We start from the raw sequence: 20,374 nt of genomic DNA, 5'->3' as shown, positions 1-20,374 counted from the left end.
CATCCGCGCCGCCGCATAGCGATCGCCATGGCCGGTAAGCAGATGCGCCAGCTCCTCGAAGCCGGGATTATGCCCGATCAGCAGGAGCGTGCGGACATCGCCCTCGACTTCCTGCACGACATCGAGCAGGCGCTCGACCTTGGCCTCGTAGATGCGCGGCTCGTATTGCGTCGCCGGCTTTTCGGGCAGCATCGGCGCGACCATCTCCCAGGTCTCGACCGTGCGCTTGGCCGGCGAAACCAGCACGAGATCGGGCAGGAGCAGTTCGTCGGCGAGATAGCGCCCCATCACCGGGGCAGCTTCCCGACCGCGCGCCGCGAGCGGCCGGTCGCGGTCGGCCACACCCGTGGGCCAGTGGGACTTGGCGTGGCGCAGGAGCATGAGGCGTCGCATGAGGAGAACCTAGCGATGCCAAAGCCGATTTGCGAGGGTCAGTCGTCGACTATTTCCGGCCCCGGTTCGTAGCGCAGCAGATCACCCGGCTGGCATTGCAACACGTCACAGATGCGCGACAGCGTGTCGAAGCGCATGCCGCGCACCTTGCCGGACTTGAGCTGTGAGACCTGCTGTTCGGTCAGGCCGATCCGCTGGGCGAGTTCCTTCGAACGCATCTTGCGGCGTGCGAGCATGACATCGAGTTCGACGACGACGGGCATGACGCCGGCTTACACGAAACTCTGATTCTCGTCCGCCAGCCGGATCGCCTCCCGCAACACATGGCCGAAGGCGATGAGCGCTGCGGCTGCGGCGAGCGCTGCGAAGATTCCGGGATCGAGTGTGATCGCGAGATGCCGCTGCCCCTGCGGATTGTCGAACGTCAAAGCGACGCTTTGCAAGGCGCGAACGATCGGCGAGGTGGCGCCAAAACACGCCAGAAGCCAGCCGACCCGCACAAGCCCGGCTGCATTCTTCTCGACCATGACCCTGCCCTCGCCAAAAGCCCGAAACAGAGCGCCCAACCGCACCATCGCCAGGACGAACAGCCCGGCTGGGATCCAGGCCAGAGCGAACCCCGCCCAATACCCCCTGCCCGAAGCGGCAAGGGCAGAATTCCGGAGCCCGATCGAGCTCCGGGCGTAATCGGAGAGCGCTTCCGCATCGGTCCACAACCAGATGAGGCCGAAAAGCATGAGCGCGGCCGCCACATAGCTGAAGGCGCGCGCCCACCGGCTGATGCGGCGCAGGCGCCCGGCGGCTTCCTGGGAGACGGGGCTCACAAGTTCGTACGATATGGCCATTATCATTCTCTCGGTTGACAAAATTAAACTAAGAGATGAATTTATAAATGTCAAAGACAATCAACCTCGAAGATATCCCATGCGTCTCGCGCCACCTGTTTGCCTTCTCCTTGCCGGCTTTCTCGCCGGTTGCGGGCATGTCCCGCTGACCTCGCTGCCGAAACTGGCCAAGATCGACATCAGGACGACCGACCTCTCGCAGTTGCGCGCCGGGATCAGCCTGCCGGCCGACATCCGCCCGCTGCCTGGCGGCGTGACCATGACGATCGCCGCCCTGCCGAAAGATGGCGGCCGTCACGAGCGCAAGGTGGTACTGGAGGAGGTTCGCGACGCTACGGAACTCGCCTCGCTGCCGGTGCTGGTCGCCCCGGGACGGTACTTCACGCTGTTCAAGCTAAGTTCCGCAGACGTGGCGCGCCTTGGGGCTTTCCGCGAGGAAATGTTCGTCGGTCCGCAGCAAAGCGGCAATCGGGGCAGCCTTTCGCTCGGCGCGGACAAGGCTTGCAGGCTCGGAGAACTCTCCGGCAAGCCGATCACCATGACCGGCTATCTCAGGACTTCGGAGACACAGGACTATGTCCTGCTGATGCGCGACTTTGATCTGACCGAGGCAGCGCGCGCGATCGACCCCAAGGTGGATCTCGCCACGGCGATACCGGCTTGCGAGCCGGTCGTCGGCCTCACCGGCTCTCGCGCCGTGCCATGAAGGCCAGCTTCTCGAACAGCGAGACATCCTGCTCGTTCTTGAGCAGCGCGCCATGCAGCGGCGGGATCAGCTTGCGCGGGTCGCGCTCGCGCAGCACCTCCGGCCCGATATCCTCCGCGACCAGCAGCTTCAGCCAGTCGAGCAGCTCGGAGGTCGAGGGCTTCTTCTTGATGCCGGGCACCTCGCGTACCTCGAAGAACAGGCGCAGCGCCTCCTCCATCAATCGCTTCTTGATGCCGGGGAAATGCACCTCGACGATCGCCTGCATCGTCTCGGCATCGGGGAAGCGGATATAGTGGAAGAAGCAGCGGCGCAGGAACGCGTCCGGCAATTCCTTCTCGTTGTTGGAGGTGATGATCATCACCGGCCGCTGCGCCGCCTTGATGGTCTCACCGGTCTCGTAGACATGGAACTCCATGCGGTCGAGTTCGAGCAGCAGGTCGTTGGGGAACTCGATATCGGCCTTGTCGATCTCGTCGATCAGCAGCACGGGCCGGACCGGCGCGACGAAAGCCTCCCAGAGCTTGCCGCGCTTGATGTAGTTGCCGATGTCGGAGACGCGGGGGTCACCGAGCTGGCTGTCGCGCAGGCGGCTGACCGCATCGTATTCGTAAAGGCCCTGCTGCGCCTTGGTCGTCGACTTGATGTGCCAGGTGATCAGCGGCGCGCCCAGCGCCGCCGCGACCTCCTCGGCCAGCACCGTCTTGCCCGTGCCGGGTTCCCCCTTCACCAGGAGCGGACGCTCCAGCCGGATCGCGGCGTTGACGGCGACGGTGAGATCCTCGGTCGCGACGTAGTTTTCGGTGCCGGCAAAGCGCATGGACGGTCCTTCTGAGCCAATGGCGGAACGCTATCCCATTCGCTGCGCACGCGGAAACCGCTTTTTCGCCGGAGACACCTGAGCCCTCTCGCCTAAAGGCTCGCGCCACAAGGCGAACTTCTTTCCGCAACAGCAATTCGAAGGTTGTGCTGCGGCGCGGCAAACCGCAAGAATTGCCGGCGCACCCACAAGCCCTCGAATCGCAAGGCAGCCCTTTGGCCGGAACAGTCGACCCTTCCGTCTACAAGGACGCCGTCGTCGTGCTCGCGACGGCCGGCGTGATCGTACCGCTGGCGAAGAGCCTCAAGATCAACTCGATCATCGCCTTCGTCGCCTGCGGCGCGCTGCTCGGCCCCTATGGTCTCGGCGGCCTTGTAGCGAAGCTTCCGCTGCTCGGCACGATCACGGTCTCGAATGCGGAGGCGCTGGCCGGCCCGGCCGAGCTCGGCGTCGCCTTCCTGCTTTTCGTCATCGGCTTGGAGCTCTCCTTCGAGCGCCTCATGACGATGAGGCGCCTCGTCTTCGGGCTCGGCCTCGGCCAGGTCGGGCTTTGTGCTGCCGCGATCGGACTTGCCGCCTATGCGCTCGGCCAGCCGGCGGCAGCCTCGCTCATCATCGGCTTCGGCCTCGCCCTGTCCTCGACGGCGATGGTCGTCGAACTGCTGGCGGCGAAGAAGCGGATGACGACCTCGGCCGGACGCTCCAGCTTCGCGATCCTGCTCTGCCAGGACCTCGCGGTCATTCCACTACTCTTTCTGATCAGCGTGCTCGATGCGCAGAACGGCTCGGGCTCGCTGCTCGCCGGTCTCGCGCAAGCCTTCATCCAGGCCTTCGCTGCGATCGCGACCATTGTCGTTATCGGCCGGCTGGGTTTGCGCCCGTTGTTCCGGCTGGTCGCCTCGACCGATTCGACCGAGAGCTTCATGGCGGCGACGCTGCTGACGGCGCTCGGCACGGGCTTGATCGCGGCCGCGGCCGGCCTGTCGATGGGGTTGGGGGCCTTCATCGCCGGGCTGTTGCTCGCCGAAACGGAGTTCCGCCGCGCCATCGAGGTCACGATCGATCCGTTCAAGTCGCTGCTGATCGGCGTCTTCTTCATCACAGTCGGCATGGGCGTGAACCCCGCCGATGTCGCGGCTCATCCCTTCGCGATCATTGGCGGCGCCGCGGGCCTCATCCTGGTCAAGGGCGTCATCATCTTCGGGCTCGCGCGTCGTTTCCGGCTGGCTACAGCGACAGCCCTCGAAACCGCGATTCTGGTCGCGCCCGGCGGCGAATTCGCCTTCGTGCTGCTCAATGCCGCGACCGGCGCCAAGCTGATCGACCCCGGGGCCACCAGCATCGTGCTCGCCGCCGTCTCGCTCACAATGGTCGCCTTACCGCTCTTGGCGCGGATCGCACGCGGTCTCGCGCAAAAGCTCGCCAACCCCATCATCCTGCCCGACGAGGCCGCCGTGCTGCCGCCGGACGACCGGACGCCGCGCGCCATCGTCGTCGGCGGCGGGCGTGTCGGCCGCCTCGTCGGCTCGATGCTGGACGAGCACGGCAAGTCCCACATCGTTATCGACGCGGATGCCTCGCTCATCACGGCGCAGCGCCGCGCCGGGCGCCCGGCCTATTACGGCGACGCGACCAAGCCCGAATTCCTGCGCCTCTGCGGCCTGGAGGAAGCGACCGCACTGATCGTGACGATCGACAATTCGCGCGCCGTCGACGCTATCGTGCTGGCGGCCCGCTCATTGCGCCCGGACATCGTCATCGTCGCGCGTGCCCGCGACGCGACCCATGCCCGCCATCTCTACGAGATCGGCGTCAACGACGCGGTTCCCGAAACCATCGAGGCCAGCCTGCAATTGTCGGAAGCGGCCCTGGTCGGGCTCGGCGTGCCGATGGGCCTCGTCATCGCCTCGGTTCACGAGCGGCGCGACGGCTTCCGCGCTCAGCTCAAGCCGGCAGGCGCCGCGGCAGCCCGCGCCCTTCCCCGCCACGCCCGCTCGCGAAGGTTGTGAGCGCGGTGGTGGCCGCCGCAGACTCCGGCTCGCGCGGGAAATAGCCGGCCTCGCGCGCCACGCGCCGGATATGGCCGTAGAACTGCGCCGCGCTCATCGCCCAGCTATGCCGCGCCGCCAATTCCAGGCAGGTCTCGCGCGGCACCCGCAGCGCCTGCATCGCCGCGCTGCGCAGATCCTCGTCCAGCACCGCCGCTCCGCTGCCGGCGAAGACATCGCGCGGGCCCTGCACCGGGAAGGCTGCGACCGGCAATCCGCTCGCCGCAGCTTCCAGCAGTACGATCCCGAATGTGTCGGTCAGGCTCGGGAAGACGAAGACGTCAGACGACGCATAAATCCCCGCCAGCTCCTCGCCCTCTTTCAGCCCGAGGAAGAGGGCTTCGGGAAACGCCCGCTCGAGATCGGCCCGCGCTGGCCCATCGCCGACCACGACCTTGCTGCCAGGCAGCTTGAGCGACAGGAAGGCCTCGACATTCTTCTCGACGGCAACGCGCCCGACATAGAGGAAGATCGGCCGCGGCAGATCGAGCAGGCTCTGCGAGCGTGGATGAAACAGGCCGAGATCGACGCCCCGCCCCCAGCGCACCAGCTTCTCGAAGCCTTGCTGGCGCAGTTCGTCCTCGACCGTCGCAGTCGAGACCATCACGGCAGCAGCGGGGCCGTGGAAGCGGCGCAGCAACCGGTAGCTCCAGCTCTCGGGAATAGGCCAGCGCGCCGCGATATATTGCGGGAAGCGCGTATGGTAGCTCGTGGTGAACGGCCGCTTCTGGGCAAGGCAGACCGCCCGCGTCAGCCAGCCGATCGGCCCTTCGGTCGCGATATGGATATGGTCCGGCGCGAAATCGGCGATACGCGCAGCCAGGGCCCGGCGCGTCGCAAGTGCCAGCCGGATATCGGGATAGCTCGGCAGACCGACCTGATGGAACCCTTCCGGTGTCAGGGCCTGCGCCGTGATGCCAAGATCGGGAGCAGCCGCGATCATCTGTTCCAGCGAGCGCACGACGCCATTGACCTGCGGGCGCCAGGCATCGGTCGCGACCAGCACGCGCATCACGCGGCCTCGATCAGGTCCCGGACCGGGGCCGGCCGCGCCGGCACCGTCACCGGCACGGCGGTCGCGTCCTTCAGCCGGCCCTGCGGCCAGCGGATCAATTCGAAGCGGCCGTCCTCGTGCTCGACGAAGGCGGTGCAGCTTTCGACCCAGTCGCCGGTATTGATATAGGTGAGCCCCTCGATCTCGCGATGGGCGGCGTGATGGATATGGCCGCAGATCACGCCATCTGCCTTGTGGCGGCGCGCCTCGGCGGCAAGGCAGGTCTCGAACTCGCCGATATAGTTCACGGCGTTCTTGACCTTGGCCTTGGCCCAGGCCGAGAGCGACCAGTGCGGCAGGCGCAGCACGCGGCGCACCCGGTTGATCACCATGTTGAGCGCCAGCGCGACCGTGTAGGCCCAGTCCCCGAGCAGCGCGAGCCATTTGGCATTGCGCACTACGAGGTCGAACAGGTCGCCATGGATGACGAGCATGCGTTTGCCGTCGGCGGTTTCGTGGACGATCTCGTCGACAAGCGTGATGCCGCCGAACTGCAGGCCGGTGAAGTCGCGCAGGAAATCGTCGTGGTTGCCGGTGACGTAGATCAGCTTCGAGCCCTTGCGCACCTTGCGCAGAAGCTTCTGGATCACGTCGTTATGCGCCTGCGGGAAATACCAGCCGCTCTTCAAGCGCCAGCCGTCGATGATGTCGCCGACCAGATAGATCTGCGGCGCATCATAGGCGCGCAGGAACTCCAGCACGAGATCGGCCTGGGCGCCACGGGTGCCCAGATGCAGATCCGAGATGAAGATGCTGCGAACCCGCTTGCTGTCGTCCTCGTCGCTCATGCCGGTCAGCCCCTGCTGCTGCGATGCGAGCGCCGTGTGTCTGATTTGCGTTGCGCTTTGATGACGGCGCGGCCAATCCGTGCTCAGGCTACGCGCCACGCAGTTTGCTATGCTGATCGGAGAACATCATGGATCTGGGAATTGCCGGCCGCACGGCCATTATCTGCGCCTCCAGCAAGGGGCTGGGCCGCGGCTGCGCCGAGGCGCTGGCGCAGGCCGGCTGCACGGTCGTGATCAATGGCCGTGACGCCACCACGCTGGAAGCCACTGCCGCCGCGATCCGCGCCGCCACCGGCGCGACCGTCATCGCCGTGGTCGCCGACGTCTCGACCAAGGCAGGCCAGGACGCGCTGCTGGCGGCGGCGCCCAATCCCGACATCCTCGTCAACAACAATGGCGGCCCGCCGCCCAAGCCCTTCCGCCAGGTGACGCGCGAAGGCCTGCTCGAAGGCGTCGTCCAGAACATGGCGACTCCGCTGGAACTGGTGCAGCGCGTGATCGACGGCATGGTCGAGCGCGGTTTCGGCCGGATCATCAACATCACCTCGGCCAGCGTCGTGACCCCGCTGACCGGCCTCGACGTCTCCTCGGCCGCGCGCGCCGGCCTCACCGCCTTCCTCTCGGGCGTCGCCCGCGAGGTCGCGCATGCCAATGTCACCATCAACAACATCCTGCCGGGCGTCTTCGATACCGACCGGATCAAGACCGCGACCAACAAGGTCGCCGAGATGCAGAACATCAGCATCGAGCAGGCCACGAAGAACCGGCTCGCCGCGGTTCCCGCCGGCCGCCTCGGCACGCCCGACGAGTTCGGCAAGCTCTGCGCCTTCGTCGCCAGCGCCCATGCCGGCTACCTCACCGGCCAGAACTTCCTGATCGACGGCGGCGCCTTCCGCGGCACGTTCTGACGCCAAGTGCATTAGCACCTTGGCGCCGTCATGCTCGGGCTTGACCCGAGCATCTCATCGCCATGGAGGCTCCTGCAGCTCTTCCGGCAGGAGATTCTGGGCCAAGCCCGAGAATGACGCGTGTTTGGTCGGCCCCGCGCTTCCTCACGCTCCCACACCAACGGCCTAGCCGGGTTGCAGAGTTCACGCTTCGCTTCCCGGCTTCGACATGATCTAACGACGGACGGTTTCGCTCGAAGCCGTCCCAGTTCTTCGGCCACGCGCTTTGTCCCCTTTCCTCGGCATCATCCTCAAGCTGGTCTCGGCGCTGGCCTTCACGCTGATGTCGGCGGGGATCAAGTCGATCTCGACGCGCTATCCGACCGGCGAGATCGTCTTCATCCGCTCCTTCTTCGCGATGATCCCGCTGTTGATCTGGCTCGCCTGGCGTTCCGAGCTGCCCGCCGCCCTGAAGACCGACAATCTGCGCGGCCATCTCAAGCGCGGCATCATGGGCTCGACCGGCATGTTCTGCGGCTTCGCCGCCCTGCAGTTCCTGCCCCTCTCCGAAGCCGTCGCGATCGGCTATGCCGCGCCGCTCGCCGTGGTCGTGCTGGCCGCGCTCGTCCTGAAGGAGCGGGTCCGCATCTATCGCTGGACGGCGGTGACGATCGGCTTCGTCGGCGTGCTCATCATGCTCTCGCCGCATCTGGGCGCCGGCACCCATCCTGTCGGCAGCAATGCCGCGATCGGAGCCATGCTCGGGCTTGCCGGCGCCTTCTGCTCGGCCTTCGCCTCGGTCGAGGTGCGCCTGCTGACCGCGACCGAGCGGACCGGCGCCATCGTCTTCTACTTCATGCTGCTGACCAGCCTGCTGGGCCTTACGACCATCCTGCTCGGCTGGAACATGCCGAACCTCCAGGATGCGATCCTGATGGTGCTGATCGGCATCCTCGGCGGCCTCGGCCAGATCCTGCTCGTCCAGGCCTATCGCTATGGCGACGCCTCGCTCATAGCGCCCTTCGAATATTCGACCATGCTCTGGGCGCTGGCGATCGGCTGGTTCTGGTTCGGCGAGTGGCCGGCCCTGACGATCGTCATCGGCGGGATCATCGTCATCAGCTCGGGAATCTACGTGATCCTGCGCGAGCGGCAGCTCGGCCTTGTCCGGCGCGAGCAGCGCGAGGTCGGCCCCAGCCGCATGACCTGACCCTCGCGGAACCGAAAGGTCTGCGTCAGGCACAGTTCGCTTGTTCAAACGATCGTCCGTCGCTACAAACGATTTCACAGTCGAAAAGGGGCGGACGGATGGGAATCGAGACCAAGGAGCGCGGCGGGCGGGAGCTTGAATCCGGGGCTCAGGTCATCTCGGGCCAGCTCGGCAAGACCATCCAGCGCCTGCGCAAGGCCTATAATTTCTCGCTCTCCGACCTCGCCGAGCAGTCCGGCGTCGCCAAGTCGATCATCAGCCAGATCGAGCGCAACGAGACCAATCCGACGCTGGCAACGATCTGGCGGCTGTCGCAGGCCCTCGACATCTCGATCGAGCGCGTCCTCTCCAGCGGCGAGGAAGAGCCCTTCATCGAGAAGACCACCCGCGCCGATACGCCGATCCTCGTCTCCGAGGACGGCAAGCTGCGCCTCGCCATCGTCGGCTGGATCAAGACGGTCGAATGGCTGCAATGGTACGAGGTCAGCGCCGAGCCCGGCGGCGAGCTCGATTCCGAGGGCCACCAGCGCGGCTCGATCGAATCGCTCTCGGTGACGTCGGGCGAATTCGAGGTCGAGGTCGGCGACATCGTCCAACGCGCCAAGGCCGGCGAGACGCTCCGCTATCGCTGCGACCGCCGCCACGTCGTCCGCTGCGTCGGCAACGAACCCGGAACCGCCCTGATGGTCTGCATCCTCAAGGCGGCGGTGATGGAGTAGGCGCCGGCTCCGGCCCGGCGAATATCCAATCAGCTCGACACGGTCAGCAGGTTCGCGTCGCGCGCGAGCCGCCACCGGCCGTCGGCCTCCTTGCGCAACAGGGTCAGCGTATAGCCGGGCCGGCGGACAGTCTCGCAGCCCGTCGGCGTTATCTGCATCGCGATCCGGTTGCGGATGAACGCCCATTCGCCGAGGATCTTGAGCTCGACGATCTCGCTCGTACCCTCGGTCAGGCTCCCGCCCGCCCCTTTCAAGAGCGCCGCGAAAGCCGCCTTCCCGAATGGCTCCTGCCCCGGAACCATAAAGACGACATCCTCGGTCATCAGGCCGAGTACGGTGTCGAGATCGCCTCTCCGGCTCGCCGCCATCCAGGCCTCGACGACCTGCCGGATCGCCCGTTCGTCGTCGCTCATGTCGTTCTCCCTCCTCGGCTGCACCCTGTCGGGATACCTTGTCCGCTCACCGATCGGCACAAGCTGGAGTTAACTTCTCTCGCGTAGATGGAACTCTGGCTTGGGCGCACGGGGAGCATCTGACTATGCCTGAAGCCGGACGCTGGCAGCACTGACGGCGACACCGATGGATCTCGCAACCCTCTGGTATCTGACGACGGGAACAGCGGTCCTCGCGACCATCATGACCCTCTGGGAACGGAAGGGACATGGCCAGCGTTCGCGCGAACTCGGTCTCTGGGCAGCGGCCTATGGCGTGTTCTCCTTGGGCTGCATCCTCTCCATCCTGCGTCGGGACCTGCCCGGCATCTCCGGCTTCGCCGCCGCAAACACCGCCATGATGCTCGGTTACCTCCTGGTGCTCCAGGGGGCCCTGGCGCTGGACGGCCGCAGGCTGCCGCCCATCCTGATCGCCGGCCTGCTCACCGCGATCGGATGCGCCTGGTTCGCTGCCGGCCCGGCAGCGGCAGGGCTGTTCTGGAATCATGTCAGCGCACTTCCGATCGCGATCGTCTCGTCGCTGATCGCCCTCGTCCTGCTGCGCAGCCGGACCGTGCGGGCGCTGCGCTCGCGCCCGATCGCCATCGCCGTCTTCGCGAGCCACGGCCTGTTCTACGCCGGCCGCTCCTTCGTCGTTCCCGTCATCGCGGCGATCCATGGCGAGGAGGTGCTTGCGCTCGTGGCCGAGATCACGATGTACGAGGCCGTTCTGTTCACCGTCGCGATGCCGATGTCGTTGCTTGCACTCGTGCGCGAGGAGGACCGGGCCAGTCTGCTCGCAACCGCGCGCACCGATTTTTTGACCGCGTTGAGCAACCGGCAGGGCTTCTTCGAACTGGGCCCCAGGCATTTGAGCCGCGCCGGCAAGGATGCCCCGCATTCCCTGCTCGCCTTCGATCTCGATCACTTCAAGACCATCAACGACCGTTATGGCCACGATGCGGGCGACCGTGTCCTCAAGCTCTTCGCTGATATCGCGCGCGATGTGGCAGGGCAGCAAGCCATGAGCGCCCGGCTCGGCGGCGAGGAATTCGTGATCCTGCTGCCGCAGACCCGCGGCGCGGAAGCCCATGCGATCGGGCAGAGCATCGCCCGCAGCTTCACGGAGGCGGCCGGGCGAAGCGATGGGCTCGGCATCCCCGCGACCGTCAGCATCGGGCTCGCCGAGACCAGCGGCCGCGAACCCGACCTCTTGGCGCTTCTGGCCGCCGCCGATCGCGCACTCTATCAGGCCAAGACGCTCGGCCGGAACCGCATCGAGATCGCCCAGCCGGAGCAGGTTGCGAGAGCCGCCTAAAGGTTCGCGCTTTCCCCCGCGGCTTCCGCGATGAGGTCCCCGAGCGGCCGGGTACCGTCCCAGAGGGCGGCGCTCCACCCCTCCCTGCGCGCCGCATCGACATTCGCTTGCTTGTCGTCGATGAAGAAGATCGCGTCGGGCGCAAAGCCGGAGCGCTCGGCGGCCGCGCGAAAGAACTCCGCTGTTGGCTTGGCCCAGCCGAGCTGCGCCGCATAATGCATCGCATCGAAGTGCTGCTTCAGCGCGAGCTCTTCCCAGATATAGCGCGCACGCTCATGCTCCTGCACGGTGGCAAGATGCAATGTCACGCCTTCGGCTCGGATGGCCGGGAGCTGCGCCAGCAGGTTCTGGTCGAGATGGGCATCGTTCTCGAACCAGTATCGGACAAGCTCGTCGGCGCTCAAACCCGGCGCGATCTCGGCCAGCACCGGCGTGAGACGATCGCGCAAACCGGCACGCCCCAGGATGATGTCCGCCCAATGCGGCGCGAAGAACGCCGATTGCAGCATGGCCGGCGAAAGGCCGAGATCGCGCTCGAGATGGGTGGCCCAGCCCTTCGGGTCGGGGTGCACGATCAGCACGCCGTCGACGTCGACCATCAGGGCTTTGAAGCGCATGCGCCCGGCCGCTGCCCTACGGCGCCTTGGCTTGCGGACGCTCCGGCCCGTCGATCGCCGGCAGCGATTTCAGGTACTCCGCCATCGCCATTCGGTCGGCCTCGGGCAGTTGCGCGATGTTGCGCACCACAGCCGCCATCGAGCCGCCGACATTGTCGAAGCTCGGCGTGAAACCGGTCTTCAGGAGCTCGGCGATCTCCTCCTTCGACCATTTGGCCAGCCCCTTCTCGGACTGGGTGATGTTGGGCACCCAGCCCTTGCCCTCCGGATCCGGCCCGCCGGCGAAGCGCGTCGCCGGGACGATGGCGCCGAGCGCGTTGCGGGCGGAATGGCACTCGGCGCAATGGCCGGGGCCGTTCACGAGATAGGCGCCGCGGTTCCAGGACTCGCTCTTGGCCGGATCGGGCCGGAACGGAGCGCGCTCGAAGAACAGGAGCTTCCAGCCGCCGACGACCCGGCGGATGTTGAACGGGAAGCGCAGGTCATGCGGCGCAGCCTTGCCCTCGACCGGCGGCAACGTGCGGATATAGGCGAAGAGATCGGCCAGCGCCTTCGGCGGCATCAGCCGGTAGGAGGTATAGGGGAAGGACGGGTAGAGATGCTGGCCCGAGGGCGAGACGCCGGCCGCCATCGCATCGACGAAATCCTGCACGCCCCAATTGCCGATGCCGTCGCGCGTATGCGGCGAGATATTCGGCGCATGGAAGGTGCCGAAGGGCGACTCCAGCGCAAGCCCGCCGCCGAGCCTGAGCTTGTCGTCCTGTCCGGGCGTCGCATGGCAGGAGGTGCAGCCGCCGGCCGAGAACAGCAGCTTGCCGTTCTCGACATCCGCCGCCGGCAGCGCCCCGATCTCCGGCGAGGGCGAGACCACGCGCGGGTCGGTGAGCACGTAGAAGCCCGCGAATCCGACGATCGCCAGCAGCACGAGGGTCACGAAAAGGCGGCGCAGCAGCAGCATCGAGATCTCCCGTCGGCAGGTCGACAGATTGGACGGGCCGGCCTCGCATCGGCAACCCTGAAAACGCAGCAATTCCAAACTGGGGTGTTGGAGATCATCCCAGGAACCACGCCGTCACTCCGGCAAGAGCCGTCATTCTCGGGCTTGACCCGAGAAGCTCTGGACAAGAGGGCACGGGTTTCCGAGATGCTCGGGTCAAGCCCGAGCATGACGGCGGCGGAGCCGCCAAGGTCCCCCTACGAAAAAGCGGGCGGCCATCGCTGGCGCCCGCTTGTCGAACCGGCCGTGAAGCCGGTCACTTCTTGATGCGATAGGCCTCGTGGCAGGTGCCGCAATTCTTCGTCGCCGCGCCGAAGGCGGTGCGGAAGCCGTCGAGGCTGGCGACGGTCGCGCCGGCGGATGCATCGGCCTCGAACTTGGCGAAGGCCGCCTTGAACCCGGCCTGATCCTCCCAGATCTTCGGAGATGCCGTGGTCTCGCCGCCGGTCTTGGAGGAATCGGGGAACAGGCTCGGCATCTTCTTGGCGGCATCGGCATAGGTCTTGAAGACCGCCTGCGCCTTGGCCGCGTCGAAGGCGACCTCGCCCTTGGCGATCGCCGCGCCTTCGCGCGTCGCGGCACCGACGGCCTTCATCGTCTGCTGGCGCTCCGCGATCGGGTTCGACTGCGCCATCACGGCGGTGAGGCCGAGCCCGAGGCCGGCAAGAACGAGAGCGGTGCGGATCATTCAGTTCCCCTCAAAGACAAGTCCGCGCGAGATGCGCAATTTCGAACTTGTCCAGATCAAACGATGATCGCAACAGAGCCAAGTCGCTTTTGCGTGAATGGACTTGCGGCATCGCAAGTCCATCCTTGCATCAAAGCCGATATCCGGCCTCCTTCAGCGCCGTGAACACCTTGAGCGGCGTCGCCGGCATGTCCATCGCCTTGATGCCCGCGGCCCGGTCGAGCGCATCGACCACCGCGTTCATCACCGCCGGGCAGGCGCCGATCGCGCCGGCCTCGCCCGCGCCCTTCACGCCGATGGCGTTGGTCAGGCAGCGGACATTGCGCGTCTCGAAATGGAAGTTCGGAACATCGATGGCACGCGGCAGGGCATAGTCCATGAAGGTCGCGGTCAGCATCTGCCCGTCCGGATCGAAGCGGATCTCCTCCATCAGCGCCTGGCCGATGCCCTGGGCCGAGCCGCCATGGACCTGGCCCTGCAGCATCAGCGGGTTCAGCGTCACGCCGAAATCGTCGACGACGACGTAGTTGAGGATTTCCGTGCCGCCCGTACCGGGATCGATCTCCAGCTCGCAGACATGGGTGCCGTTCGGATAGGTCGCTTCCGGCGGCTGCCAGCTCTGATGGACCTTGAGCATGGCAGGCGTCGCGCCCGGCAGCGCCGCGATCGCGGCAAGGTCGAGCGCCTTGTCGGTGCCGACGATCCGCACTGCACCATCGGCGATCTCGAGATCGCCCACCGCCGCCTCGAGCTTCTCGGAGGCGAGCTGCTTGAGGTTGTCGCTCAGGATGCCCGTCGCCTTGTCGAGCGCCGCGCCTCCCACCGGAATCGAGCGCGAGCCGCCCGTGCCCGAGCCGGTCTCGACCCGGTCGGTATCGCCCTGCACGACGCGGATGCGGTCCATCGGAATGTCGAGATGCTGCGAGACGAGCTGCGAATAGGCGGTCTCATGCCCCTGCCCGTTCGACTGCGTGCCGATCAGCACGGTGACGGTGCCGTCCTTCTCCAGGATCACGGTCGAGCTTTCCGGCCCGCCGCCGCCGCAGGCCTCGATATAGCTGGCCATGCCGATGCCGCGGATCTTGCCGGCCTTGGCCGAGACCTTCTGACGGGCCTTGAACCCCTTCCAGTCGGCGACATCCATGGCGCGGCGCATATGGCCCTCGAACTCGCCGGAATCATAGACCGGGCCGGTCTGCGTCTTGTGCGGCATCTCCGTCGGCTTGACGAAGTTCTGCGCGCGCACCGCATCCGGCGTCTTTCCGGTCTCGCGGGCGATCGCATCGACCAGCCGTTCGATCAGATAGGCCGCCTCGGGACGCCCGGCGCCGCGATAGGCGTCGACCGGCGTGGTGTGGGTCAGCACGCCCCTGAACACGACATGCACGGCCGGGATGTTGTAGCAGCCCGGCGTCATCGTCGTTCCGACCCAGGGAATGAAGGGCCCATATTGCGAGAGCCAGGCGCCCATCTCGGCCGAGAGGTCGACCTTGAGACCGATGAACTTGCCCTTGGCGTCGAGCGCCATCGTCGCCGTCGCGAGATTGGCACGGCCATGGGTGTCGGCGAGGAAATGCTCGTTGCGATCGGCGACCCAGCGCACCGGGCGCTTCAGCTTCTCCGCTGCGATCATCGCCAGCGGATATTCGCGATAGAGGAAGATCTTGGTGCCGAAGCCGCCGCCGACATCGGGCGTCACCACGCGGATGCGCTTGGGATCGACCTTGAGCACATAGGTCGCGATCAGGTCGCGCATGCCATGGCTGCCCTGGCTGCCCAGCGTCAGGGTCCAGCGCTTATCGGCCTTGTCGTATTCGGCGATGCAGGCCCGCGTCTCCATGTAGTTGGAGGCGAGCCGGTTGTTGACGACAGTCACAGAAACGGTGCGCGCCGCCTTGGCGAAGGCCTTCTCGGTCTTCTCGCGGTCGCCCTGCTCGGCTTCGAAGGCGACGTTGCCCGCCCGATCCGGCCAGACCTGCGGCGCGCCCTTGTCCAGCGCCTCAGTGATGCCGGTGACCGCCGGCAGCGGATCCCAGTCGATCGCGATCGCCTCGGCCGCGTCGCGCGCCTGCGCCAGCGTCTCCGCGACAATAAAGACAACGGCCTCGCCGACATGGCGCACGGTATCGGTCGGCAGAACCGGGACCGGCAGGGATTTCGACATCTCGCCGGAGGTCGTCTTCACATGGCCCTTGCAGGGCAGGTCGCCATAGTGGGAGACGTCGGCGCCGGTCAGGATGAGCTTCACGCCCTTCATCGTCCGGGCGGTTTCCACGTCGGCGATGGCGAAGCGGGCATGGGCGTAAGGCGAGCGCAGCACGAAGGCGTGCAGGGCGCCCTCGGCGGCGATGTCGTCGGTATAGCGGCCGGTGCCGGTGGTCAGGCGCTGATCCTCGACCCGCCGCACCGGCTGGCCGAAACCGAATTTCATGGGACGCATGAGGCATATCCTCGTTTTGGTCTGATGAAAGACTGGAACAGAAATCGTGCCACGTCAGCCCCCGGCGCGTGGCGCGCCGGGGTGCGTCAGGTGCATTCGAGCGCTCAGCGCGACATGCGCACCGCCGTCTCCGAGAGCGAGACCATGGTGTTGTAGTTGTTGACGATCCAGTTGGCGTCGTTGGCCGCGCCGCGCCGGACGTCGCCCTTGCTCTTGGCGAGCTTGTCGCTGAAATCGCGCAGCTTGCCGAGCCAGGAGCTCGCCTGGCTCTCGATGAAGGGCACGCCCTTGGGCTCCTTGTCCTTGAACGCATCCATCTCCCGGACGGCGCCGGCATAATCGGCGACCGCGGCGTTGAACGACTTGAGATCGACGATCGGGCTCTCGTTGCTCGGCATCAGGTCCATCACGGCGCGTGCATTGATCATGATGTTGCGCACCTGCCAGCGCGCCGACTTGCCCTCGCGCTGCTCGATCGAGGCAAGCTCGCGCTGGTCGAGCCCGCGCTTGTAGACGCGCATCAGCGCATCGAGCTTGGAGCGCTCCTCCAGGAAGGTCTTGGCCGCCGGCACCATCAGGGCATGCAGCTTCTGGCCCTCGGCGAGATTGTCGTCGCGATAATCCTTGCGATCGTAATAGCGCTCCGCCTTGGTGATCAGCGGCGCCAGTTCCTGATAGGCCTTGATGTAGCGGCCCATGGTCTCGTCGATCGCCGGTAGCTTCGGCTCGCGGGCCATCGCCTCCTCGGCCTTCTTGATCTCGCCCGCCACGTCGTAAAGGCTGTAGAGCCCGTAGGTGATGTAGCGCTCCTTGCCGGTCGGGCCCTTCTTCATGTCGACCCAGCTGCCATAGCGCTCCCAGGACTGGATGGCGCGCAGCGTGCGGTTCATCAGCCCGGTATAGGCGTTCGACTTGGAGATCGCGGCCTGGAGGTCGTCATCGGCAGCCTTGCTCGTGCTGCCGGCCGGCATCGTCGCGGCACCTTGCGCCCAGCCGGCTCCGGGAGCGGCCAGAAACAGCGCGGTGGCGCACGCCGCACCATAGAAAAACGCTCGGATCAGCATGGTCTTTTATCCTTAGTCATGAGCGGCGCCGGGCGGGGATGAGGCCTTCAGGCCTCAATCCTGCGTCACCGGTTCGCCGTGCATCAGCCAGTCCTTGAAGCCGCCGGCATAGTGGCTGTCGATGTCGAGCCCCGCCGACTGCGCGAATTCGAGCGCGCGCCGCGAGCGCACGCCTGCCGCGCAGGAGAAGACGACGCGCTTGCCCGGTTCGTTCGGCAGGTCGGCCGGATCGAATTGCGAGAGCGGCCGCGACACCGAGGCCGGAATATGTCCGGCGGCGAATTCATGCGGCTCGCGGACATCGACCAGCAGGATGGAGCCATCACTCAAGCCCGCCTTCACGGCGTCGATATCGAGGTCGTTCACGATCATGGTTGTTTTCCGCGTGTGACTTGCGGTTGAAACGCGCCGTCATTCCGGGCTTGATCCGGAATCCATCGGAGAGCGCCGGTCCTTGCGATGGATTCCGGATCGGCGCCGCTATCGCGGCTTGTCCGGAATGACGGCTGCGTCTGCCGCAGGAAAACAGCCACGGACCAGCGGCCCGTGGCTGCAAATCTATAGTGGGGACCTCAGGCCTTCGGCGGAATACGCAGGACCCAGCCCGGCTGGATCAGGTCGGGATTCTTGACCGGCGGCGTATTGGCCTTGACGATCTCGGTGTACTTGGCGCCCTGGCCCTTGCCGTAATGCTCCTCGGCGATCTTCCAGAGCGTATCGCCCTTCTTCACCGTATAGAACACGGCGGCCGGAGCCTCCTTGGTCACGGCGAGTTCCGACTCGACCTGCGCCACGCCCGTGGTGTTGCCGAGCGCGAGAATGATCTTCTCGGCCTCTTCCGTCGAAACGGCCTTGCCGGACACCTTCACCTTGTCGCCGTCGATCTGGATGTTGACGTCGGACGGCAGGCCGTGGCCCGCAAGCTCCTTCTGAAGGTCGTCGGCGGTCGCAGCCTTGGCCGAACCGCCGAATATCTTGGCGCCGGCATCCTTGATGAAACTGAACAAACCCATTGAATAAACCTCCTCGTGTCGCTGCGCCATCAAGCCCTGTCCGGCGCCCCTATGCAAGTCGCGGCGGAAAAGGTGTTTTGCTTGCCGGCTACCGCTCTTTGCGCGCGGCCACGCCCCAACGGCCTTTCCCGCCCGGCCCGCGGCTGGCAAGAACGTCGCGAGAGAAACCGGAGTTCCCCATGCTGACCCTCGCCCAGGCCCAAACCATCCTCCAGACCGCGCTCGACCATGCCGAAGCCAACGGCTTCAAGCCGCTCGCCATCGCCGTGCTCGATGCCCGCGGGTCGCAGAAGGCCTTCGCCGCGCAGGACGGCACCAGCCTGAGGCGCGGCGAGATCGCGCTCGGCAAGGCGCATGGCGCGGTCGCGCTCGGCGTCGGCTCGCGCGCGATCCACAAGATGGCGCTGGACCGGCCCTATTTCGTGGAGGCTGCGACCCATGCAGTCGGCGGCTCGCTGGTGCCGGTCCCCGGCGGCGTGCTGATCCGCTCGCCCGAGGGCGCGCTGCTGGGCGCGGTCGGCATCTCCGGCGACACCTCGGACAATGACGAGGCTGCCGCCTGCGCCGGCATCGCCGCCGCCGGGCTCAAATCCGATACCGGAGCCTGATTCCACTCCGGCGATCGGGGAGAAGAGAAGGCTCTTCCCCTTCCCCCGGTCGCCCCATCCATTCCGCACTTTCCACTTGCCAACCGGCCATCGAAGCCTCATGTCCTCCGCGCGGGTTCGTTAAATCGGACAGTTTGGACCGGCTCGAAGGTAGAATCATGAGCGACGCGGCAGCCGCCAACGAAAACGAAGTCATCATCACCGACGTCGTCATCATCGGCGCCGGCCCCTGCGGCCTCTTCGCGGTGTTCGAACTCGGCCTGCTCGATATCCGCGCGCATCTCGTCGATATCCTGCCGAAGGTCGGCGGGCAGTGCGCCGAGCTCTATCCGGAGAAGCCGATCTACGACATTCCCGGCTTCCCGATGGTGACCGGCCAGGCGCTGGTCGACAATCTGCTGGAGCAGATCAAGCCGTTCGGGCCGACCTTCCATCTCAACCAGATGATCGAAGGGGTGGAACCGGCAGGCACGCCGGAGGCGCCGCGCTTCCGCGTCACCACCGATGCCGGCACCGTCTTCGACACCAAATCGGTGATCATCGCCGCCGGCGGCGGTTCCTTCCAGCCGAAGAAGCCGCCGATTCCGGGCATCGAAGCCTACGAGGCCGGCTCGGTCTTCTACGCCGTGCGCAAGATGGAGGCCTTCCGCGGCCGCAACATCCTAATCGTCGGCGGCGGCGATTCCGCCCTCGACTGGACGCTGAACCTCCAGCCGATCGCCAACCGCGTCACGCTGATGCACCGCCGCGACGATTTCCGCGCCGCCCCGCATTCGGTCGAGCAGATGCGCGCCCTAGTCGCCGAGGGCAAGATGGACATGAAGCTGGGCCAGGTCACCGGCCTGAAGGGCGAGAACGGCAAGCTGGAAGCGGTCGTCTGCCGCGGCACCGACAACGAGCCCTTCGACATCGCCTGCGATACGCTGCTGCCCTTCTTCGGCCTGACGATGAAGCTCGGCCCGATCGCCGACTGGGGGCTGAACCTCCACGAGAACCTGATCCCGGTCGATACCGAGAAGTTCGAGACCAGCGTGCCCGGCATCTTCGCCGTAGGCGACATCAACACCTATCCGGGCAAGCTCAAGCTCATCCTCTCGGGCTTCCACGAGGCTGCGCTCTGCGCCCAGAAGGTGCACCGCTACGTCTATCCGGAGAAGCGGCTGACCTTCCAGTACACGACCTCCTCCAGCAGCCTGCAGAAGAAGCTCGGCGTCGCCTGAGCGAGGCTTTCCGGGCGATTGCTCAGGGAATGGCTGTCATGAAGGCTGTCATCCCGTGCGCGCTGCAGCGTGAAACGCTGCTGCGCAGACACGGGACCGCGTGCCGCCTGGGGCTCCCTTACAACCTCCGCAAAGGTGCCTCTTCCTGAGAACGGTCCCGTGTCTGCGCAGCGGCATTCACATGCCGCAGCGCGCACGGGATGACACCGCCCGCCTGAAAGCGGCACTCGCTAGATCAGAGCGCGACGAAAGCCGCGGCAGCCGCCGCGGCTTTTTCAATGCGCGACCGGGTCGCCGGGAATATGCGCGGCGGCCGTGCCGTTGCGCACCGGCTGGACCTGGCTCGGGAGCAGCCCCAGCGAATTGCGCACGCTGAGCGACGGCCCGGACAGCATCGGCATCTCGCCCGGCGCCGCGACGATCTGCGGCCCACTCTGCTTCGGTGCCGGCGGCAATGTGTCCTCCGGCTCCTGCGGCTCGATGCGCGCCTTGAGCTCGGCTAGCGCCC

The 20,374-nt window shown here is 66.3% G+C and carries 23 protein-coding genes; 8 read left to right on the top strand and 15 right to left on the bottom strand.

Annotation, left to right across the window (positions count from 1 at the left end):
- From JHD80_RS21855 to JHD80_RS21845, 3 genes are all read right to left on the bottom strand, one after another.
- Positions 1-393, bottom strand: a 393-nt coding sequence (locus tag JHD80_RS21855) for a SixA phosphatase family protein (protein ID WP_199091766.1), incomplete at its 3' end; no start/stop codon positions are given.
- Between the two features lie 38 nt (positions 394-431).
- Positions 432-656: a helix-turn-helix domain-containing protein gene (locus tag JHD80_RS21850; RefSeq protein WP_199091764.1), complete on the bottom strand. Its 225-nt coding sequence runs from the start codon at positions 654-656 to the stop codon at positions 432-434.
- A gap of 9 nt (positions 657-665) precedes the next feature.
- Complete coding sequence (locus JHD80_RS21845) at positions 666-1,238, bottom strand: DUF2975 domain-containing protein (protein ID WP_199091763.1); 573 nt, start codon at positions 1,236-1,238, stop codon at positions 666-668.
- On the opposite strand from JHD80_RS21845, the gene JHD80_RS21840 reads away from it, so the two are divergent.
- Positions 1,231-1,944 (top strand): hypothetical protein, encoded by a 714-nt coding sequence (locus JHD80_RS21840; RefSeq protein WP_199091761.1) that lies wholly within the window; start codon positions 1,231-1,233, stop codon positions 1,942-1,944. The genes JHD80_RS21845 and JHD80_RS21840 overlap by 8 nt on opposite strands.
- Here JHD80_RS21840 and JHD80_RS21835 read toward each other — a convergent pair.
- The gene (locus JHD80_RS21835) at positions 1,919-2,764 is read right to left on the bottom strand and encodes an AAA family ATPase (RefSeq protein ID WP_199091759.1); all 846 of its coding nucleotides are present in this window, start codon (positions 2,762-2,764) and stop codon (positions 1,919-1,921) included. The genes JHD80_RS21840 and JHD80_RS21835 overlap by 26 nt on opposite strands.
- A gap of 215 nt (positions 2,765-2,979) precedes the next feature.
- Here JHD80_RS21835 and JHD80_RS21830 point away from each other — a divergent pair, with 215 nt between their 5' ends.
- Positions 2,980-4,773, top strand: a complete 1,794-nt coding sequence (locus tag JHD80_RS21830) for a cation:proton antiporter domain-containing protein (RefSeq protein ID WP_199091757.1) — start codon at positions 2,980-2,982, stop codon at positions 4,771-4,773.
- On the opposite strand, the gene JHD80_RS21825 is transcribed toward JHD80_RS21830, so the two are convergent.
- Both JHD80_RS21825 and JHD80_RS21820 read right to left on the bottom strand, forming a co-directional pair.
- Entirely contained in the window at positions 4,709-5,824 is a 1,116-nt protein-coding gene (locus JHD80_RS21825) for a glycosyltransferase family 4 protein (RefSeq protein WP_210339960.1), read from the bottom strand. The two genes, JHD80_RS21830 and JHD80_RS21825, sit on opposite strands and share 65 nt — an antisense overlap.
- Positions 5,824-6,654 (bottom strand): UDP-2,3-diacylglucosamine diphosphatase, encoded by an 831-nt coding sequence (locus tag JHD80_RS21820; RefSeq protein WP_199091753.1) that lies wholly within the window; start codon positions 6,652-6,654, stop codon positions 5,824-5,826. The genes JHD80_RS21825 and JHD80_RS21820 overlap by 1 nt, the downstream gene beginning before the upstream one ends.
- Positions 6,655-6,782: 128 nt before the next feature.
- Between JHD80_RS21820 and JHD80_RS21815 the strand changes: the two genes are divergently transcribed.
- The 3 genes from JHD80_RS21815 (at position 6,783) to JHD80_RS21805 (ending at position 9,470) form a co-directional block, all read left to right on the top strand.
- Positions 6,783-7,562: an SDR family oxidoreductase gene (locus JHD80_RS21815; protein WP_199091751.1), complete on the top strand. Its 780-nt coding sequence runs from the start codon at positions 6,783-6,785 to the stop codon at positions 7,560-7,562.
- 265 nt (positions 7,563-7,827) lie between these two features.
- Positions 7,828-8,751 carry a DMT family transporter gene (locus tag JHD80_RS21810; protein WP_199091749.1) on the top strand — a complete coding sequence of 308 codons (924 nt, stop codon included), beginning with the start codon at positions 7,828-7,830 and terminating at the stop codon, positions 8,749-8,751.
- 98 nt (positions 8,752-8,849) lie between these two features.
- Positions 8,850-9,470 carry a helix-turn-helix domain-containing protein gene (locus tag JHD80_RS21805; RefSeq protein ID WP_199091747.1) on the top strand — a complete coding sequence of 207 codons (621 nt, stop codon included), beginning with the start codon at positions 8,850-8,852 and terminating at the stop codon, positions 9,468-9,470.
- Between the two features lie 29 nt (positions 9,471-9,499).
- Here JHD80_RS21805 and JHD80_RS21800 read toward each other — a convergent pair whose 3' ends face one another.
- Positions 9,500-9,883 (bottom strand): YybH family protein, encoded by a 384-nt coding sequence (locus tag JHD80_RS21800; protein WP_199091745.1) that lies wholly within the window; start codon positions 9,881-9,883, stop codon positions 9,500-9,502.
- 166 nt (positions 9,884-10,049) lie between these two features.
- Here JHD80_RS21800 and JHD80_RS21795 point away from each other — a divergent pair, with 166 nt between their 5' ends.
- Positions 10,050-11,219 carry a GGDEF domain-containing protein gene (locus JHD80_RS21795; protein WP_199091743.1) on the top strand — a complete coding sequence of 390 codons (1,170 nt, stop codon included), beginning with the start codon at positions 10,050-10,052 and terminating at the stop codon, positions 11,217-11,219.
- Here JHD80_RS21795 and JHD80_RS21790 read toward each other — a convergent pair.
- From JHD80_RS21790 to lysM, 7 genes are all read right to left on the bottom strand, one after another.
- Positions 11,216-11,836 (bottom strand): HAD-IA family hydrolase, encoded by a 621-nt coding sequence (locus JHD80_RS21790; RefSeq protein ID WP_199091741.1) that lies wholly within the window; start codon positions 11,834-11,836, stop codon positions 11,216-11,218. The genes JHD80_RS21795 and JHD80_RS21790 overlap by 4 nt on opposite strands.
- A 16-nt stretch (positions 11,837-11,852) precedes the next feature.
- The gene (locus JHD80_RS21785) at positions 11,853-12,794 is read right to left on the bottom strand and encodes a c-type cytochrome (protein WP_199091740.1); all 942 of its coding nucleotides are present in this window, start codon (positions 12,792-12,794) and stop codon (positions 11,853-11,855) included.
- A gap of 295 nt (positions 12,795-13,089) precedes the next feature.
- The gene (locus JHD80_RS21780; protein ID WP_199091738.1) at positions 13,090-13,521 is read right to left on the bottom strand and encodes a c-type cytochrome; all 432 of its coding nucleotides are present in this window, start codon (positions 13,519-13,521) and stop codon (positions 13,090-13,092) included.
- Positions 13,522-13,651: 130 nt separating this feature from the next.
- Positions 13,652-15,961: a xanthine dehydrogenase family protein molybdopterin-binding subunit gene (locus tag JHD80_RS21775; protein ID WP_199091736.1), complete on the bottom strand. Its 2,310-nt coding sequence runs from the start codon at positions 15,959-15,961 to the stop codon at positions 13,652-13,654.
- 104 nt (positions 15,962-16,065) lie between these two features.
- Positions 16,066-17,025: a YiiG family protein gene (locus JHD80_RS21770; protein WP_248311713.1), complete on the bottom strand. Its 960-nt coding sequence runs from the start codon at positions 17,023-17,025 to the stop codon at positions 16,066-16,068.
- Positions 17,026-17,079: 54 nt separating this feature from the next.
- Positions 17,080-17,397, bottom strand: a complete 318-nt coding sequence (locus tag JHD80_RS21765; protein ID WP_199091734.1) for a rhodanese-like domain-containing protein — start codon at positions 17,395-17,397, stop codon at positions 17,080-17,082.
- 200 nt (positions 17,398-17,597) lie between these two features.
- On the bottom strand, positions 17,598-18,038 hold the full coding sequence (lysM, locus tag JHD80_RS21760; protein WP_199091732.1) for a peptidoglycan-binding protein LysM: 441 nt from the start codon (positions 18,036-18,038) through the stop codon (positions 17,598-17,600).
- A gap of 179 nt (positions 18,039-18,217) precedes the next feature.
- Here lysM and JHD80_RS21755 point away from each other — a divergent pair, with 179 nt between their 5' ends.
- Both JHD80_RS21755 and JHD80_RS21750 read left to right on the top strand, forming a co-directional pair.
- Positions 18,218-18,646, top strand: a complete 429-nt coding sequence (locus tag JHD80_RS21755) for a GlcG/HbpS family heme-binding protein (RefSeq protein ID WP_199091730.1) — start codon at positions 18,218-18,220, stop codon at positions 18,644-18,646.
- 158 nt (positions 18,647-18,804) lie between these two features.
- Positions 18,805-19,866: an NAD(P)/FAD-dependent oxidoreductase gene (locus tag JHD80_RS21750; RefSeq protein ID WP_199091728.1), complete on the top strand. Its 1,062-nt coding sequence runs from the start codon at positions 18,805-18,807 to the stop codon at positions 19,864-19,866.
- 275 nt (positions 19,867-20,141) lie between these two features.
- Here the strand turns inward: JHD80_RS21750 and JHD80_RS21745 are convergent.
- A partial coding sequence (locus JHD80_RS21745; protein ID WP_199091727.1) for a hypothetical protein occupies positions 20,142-20,374 on the bottom strand: 233 nt, incomplete at its 5' end.

The sequence above is a fragment of the Allobosea sp. ASV33 genome (genome assembly GCF_016428755.1).
Taxonomy (GTDB): domain Bacteria; phylum Pseudomonadota; class Alphaproteobacteria; order Rhizobiales; family Beijerinckiaceae; genus Allobosea.
The sequence above is the reverse complement of the archived record's forward strand: the minus strand, read 5'-3'. Positions and strand labels throughout refer to the sequence as shown.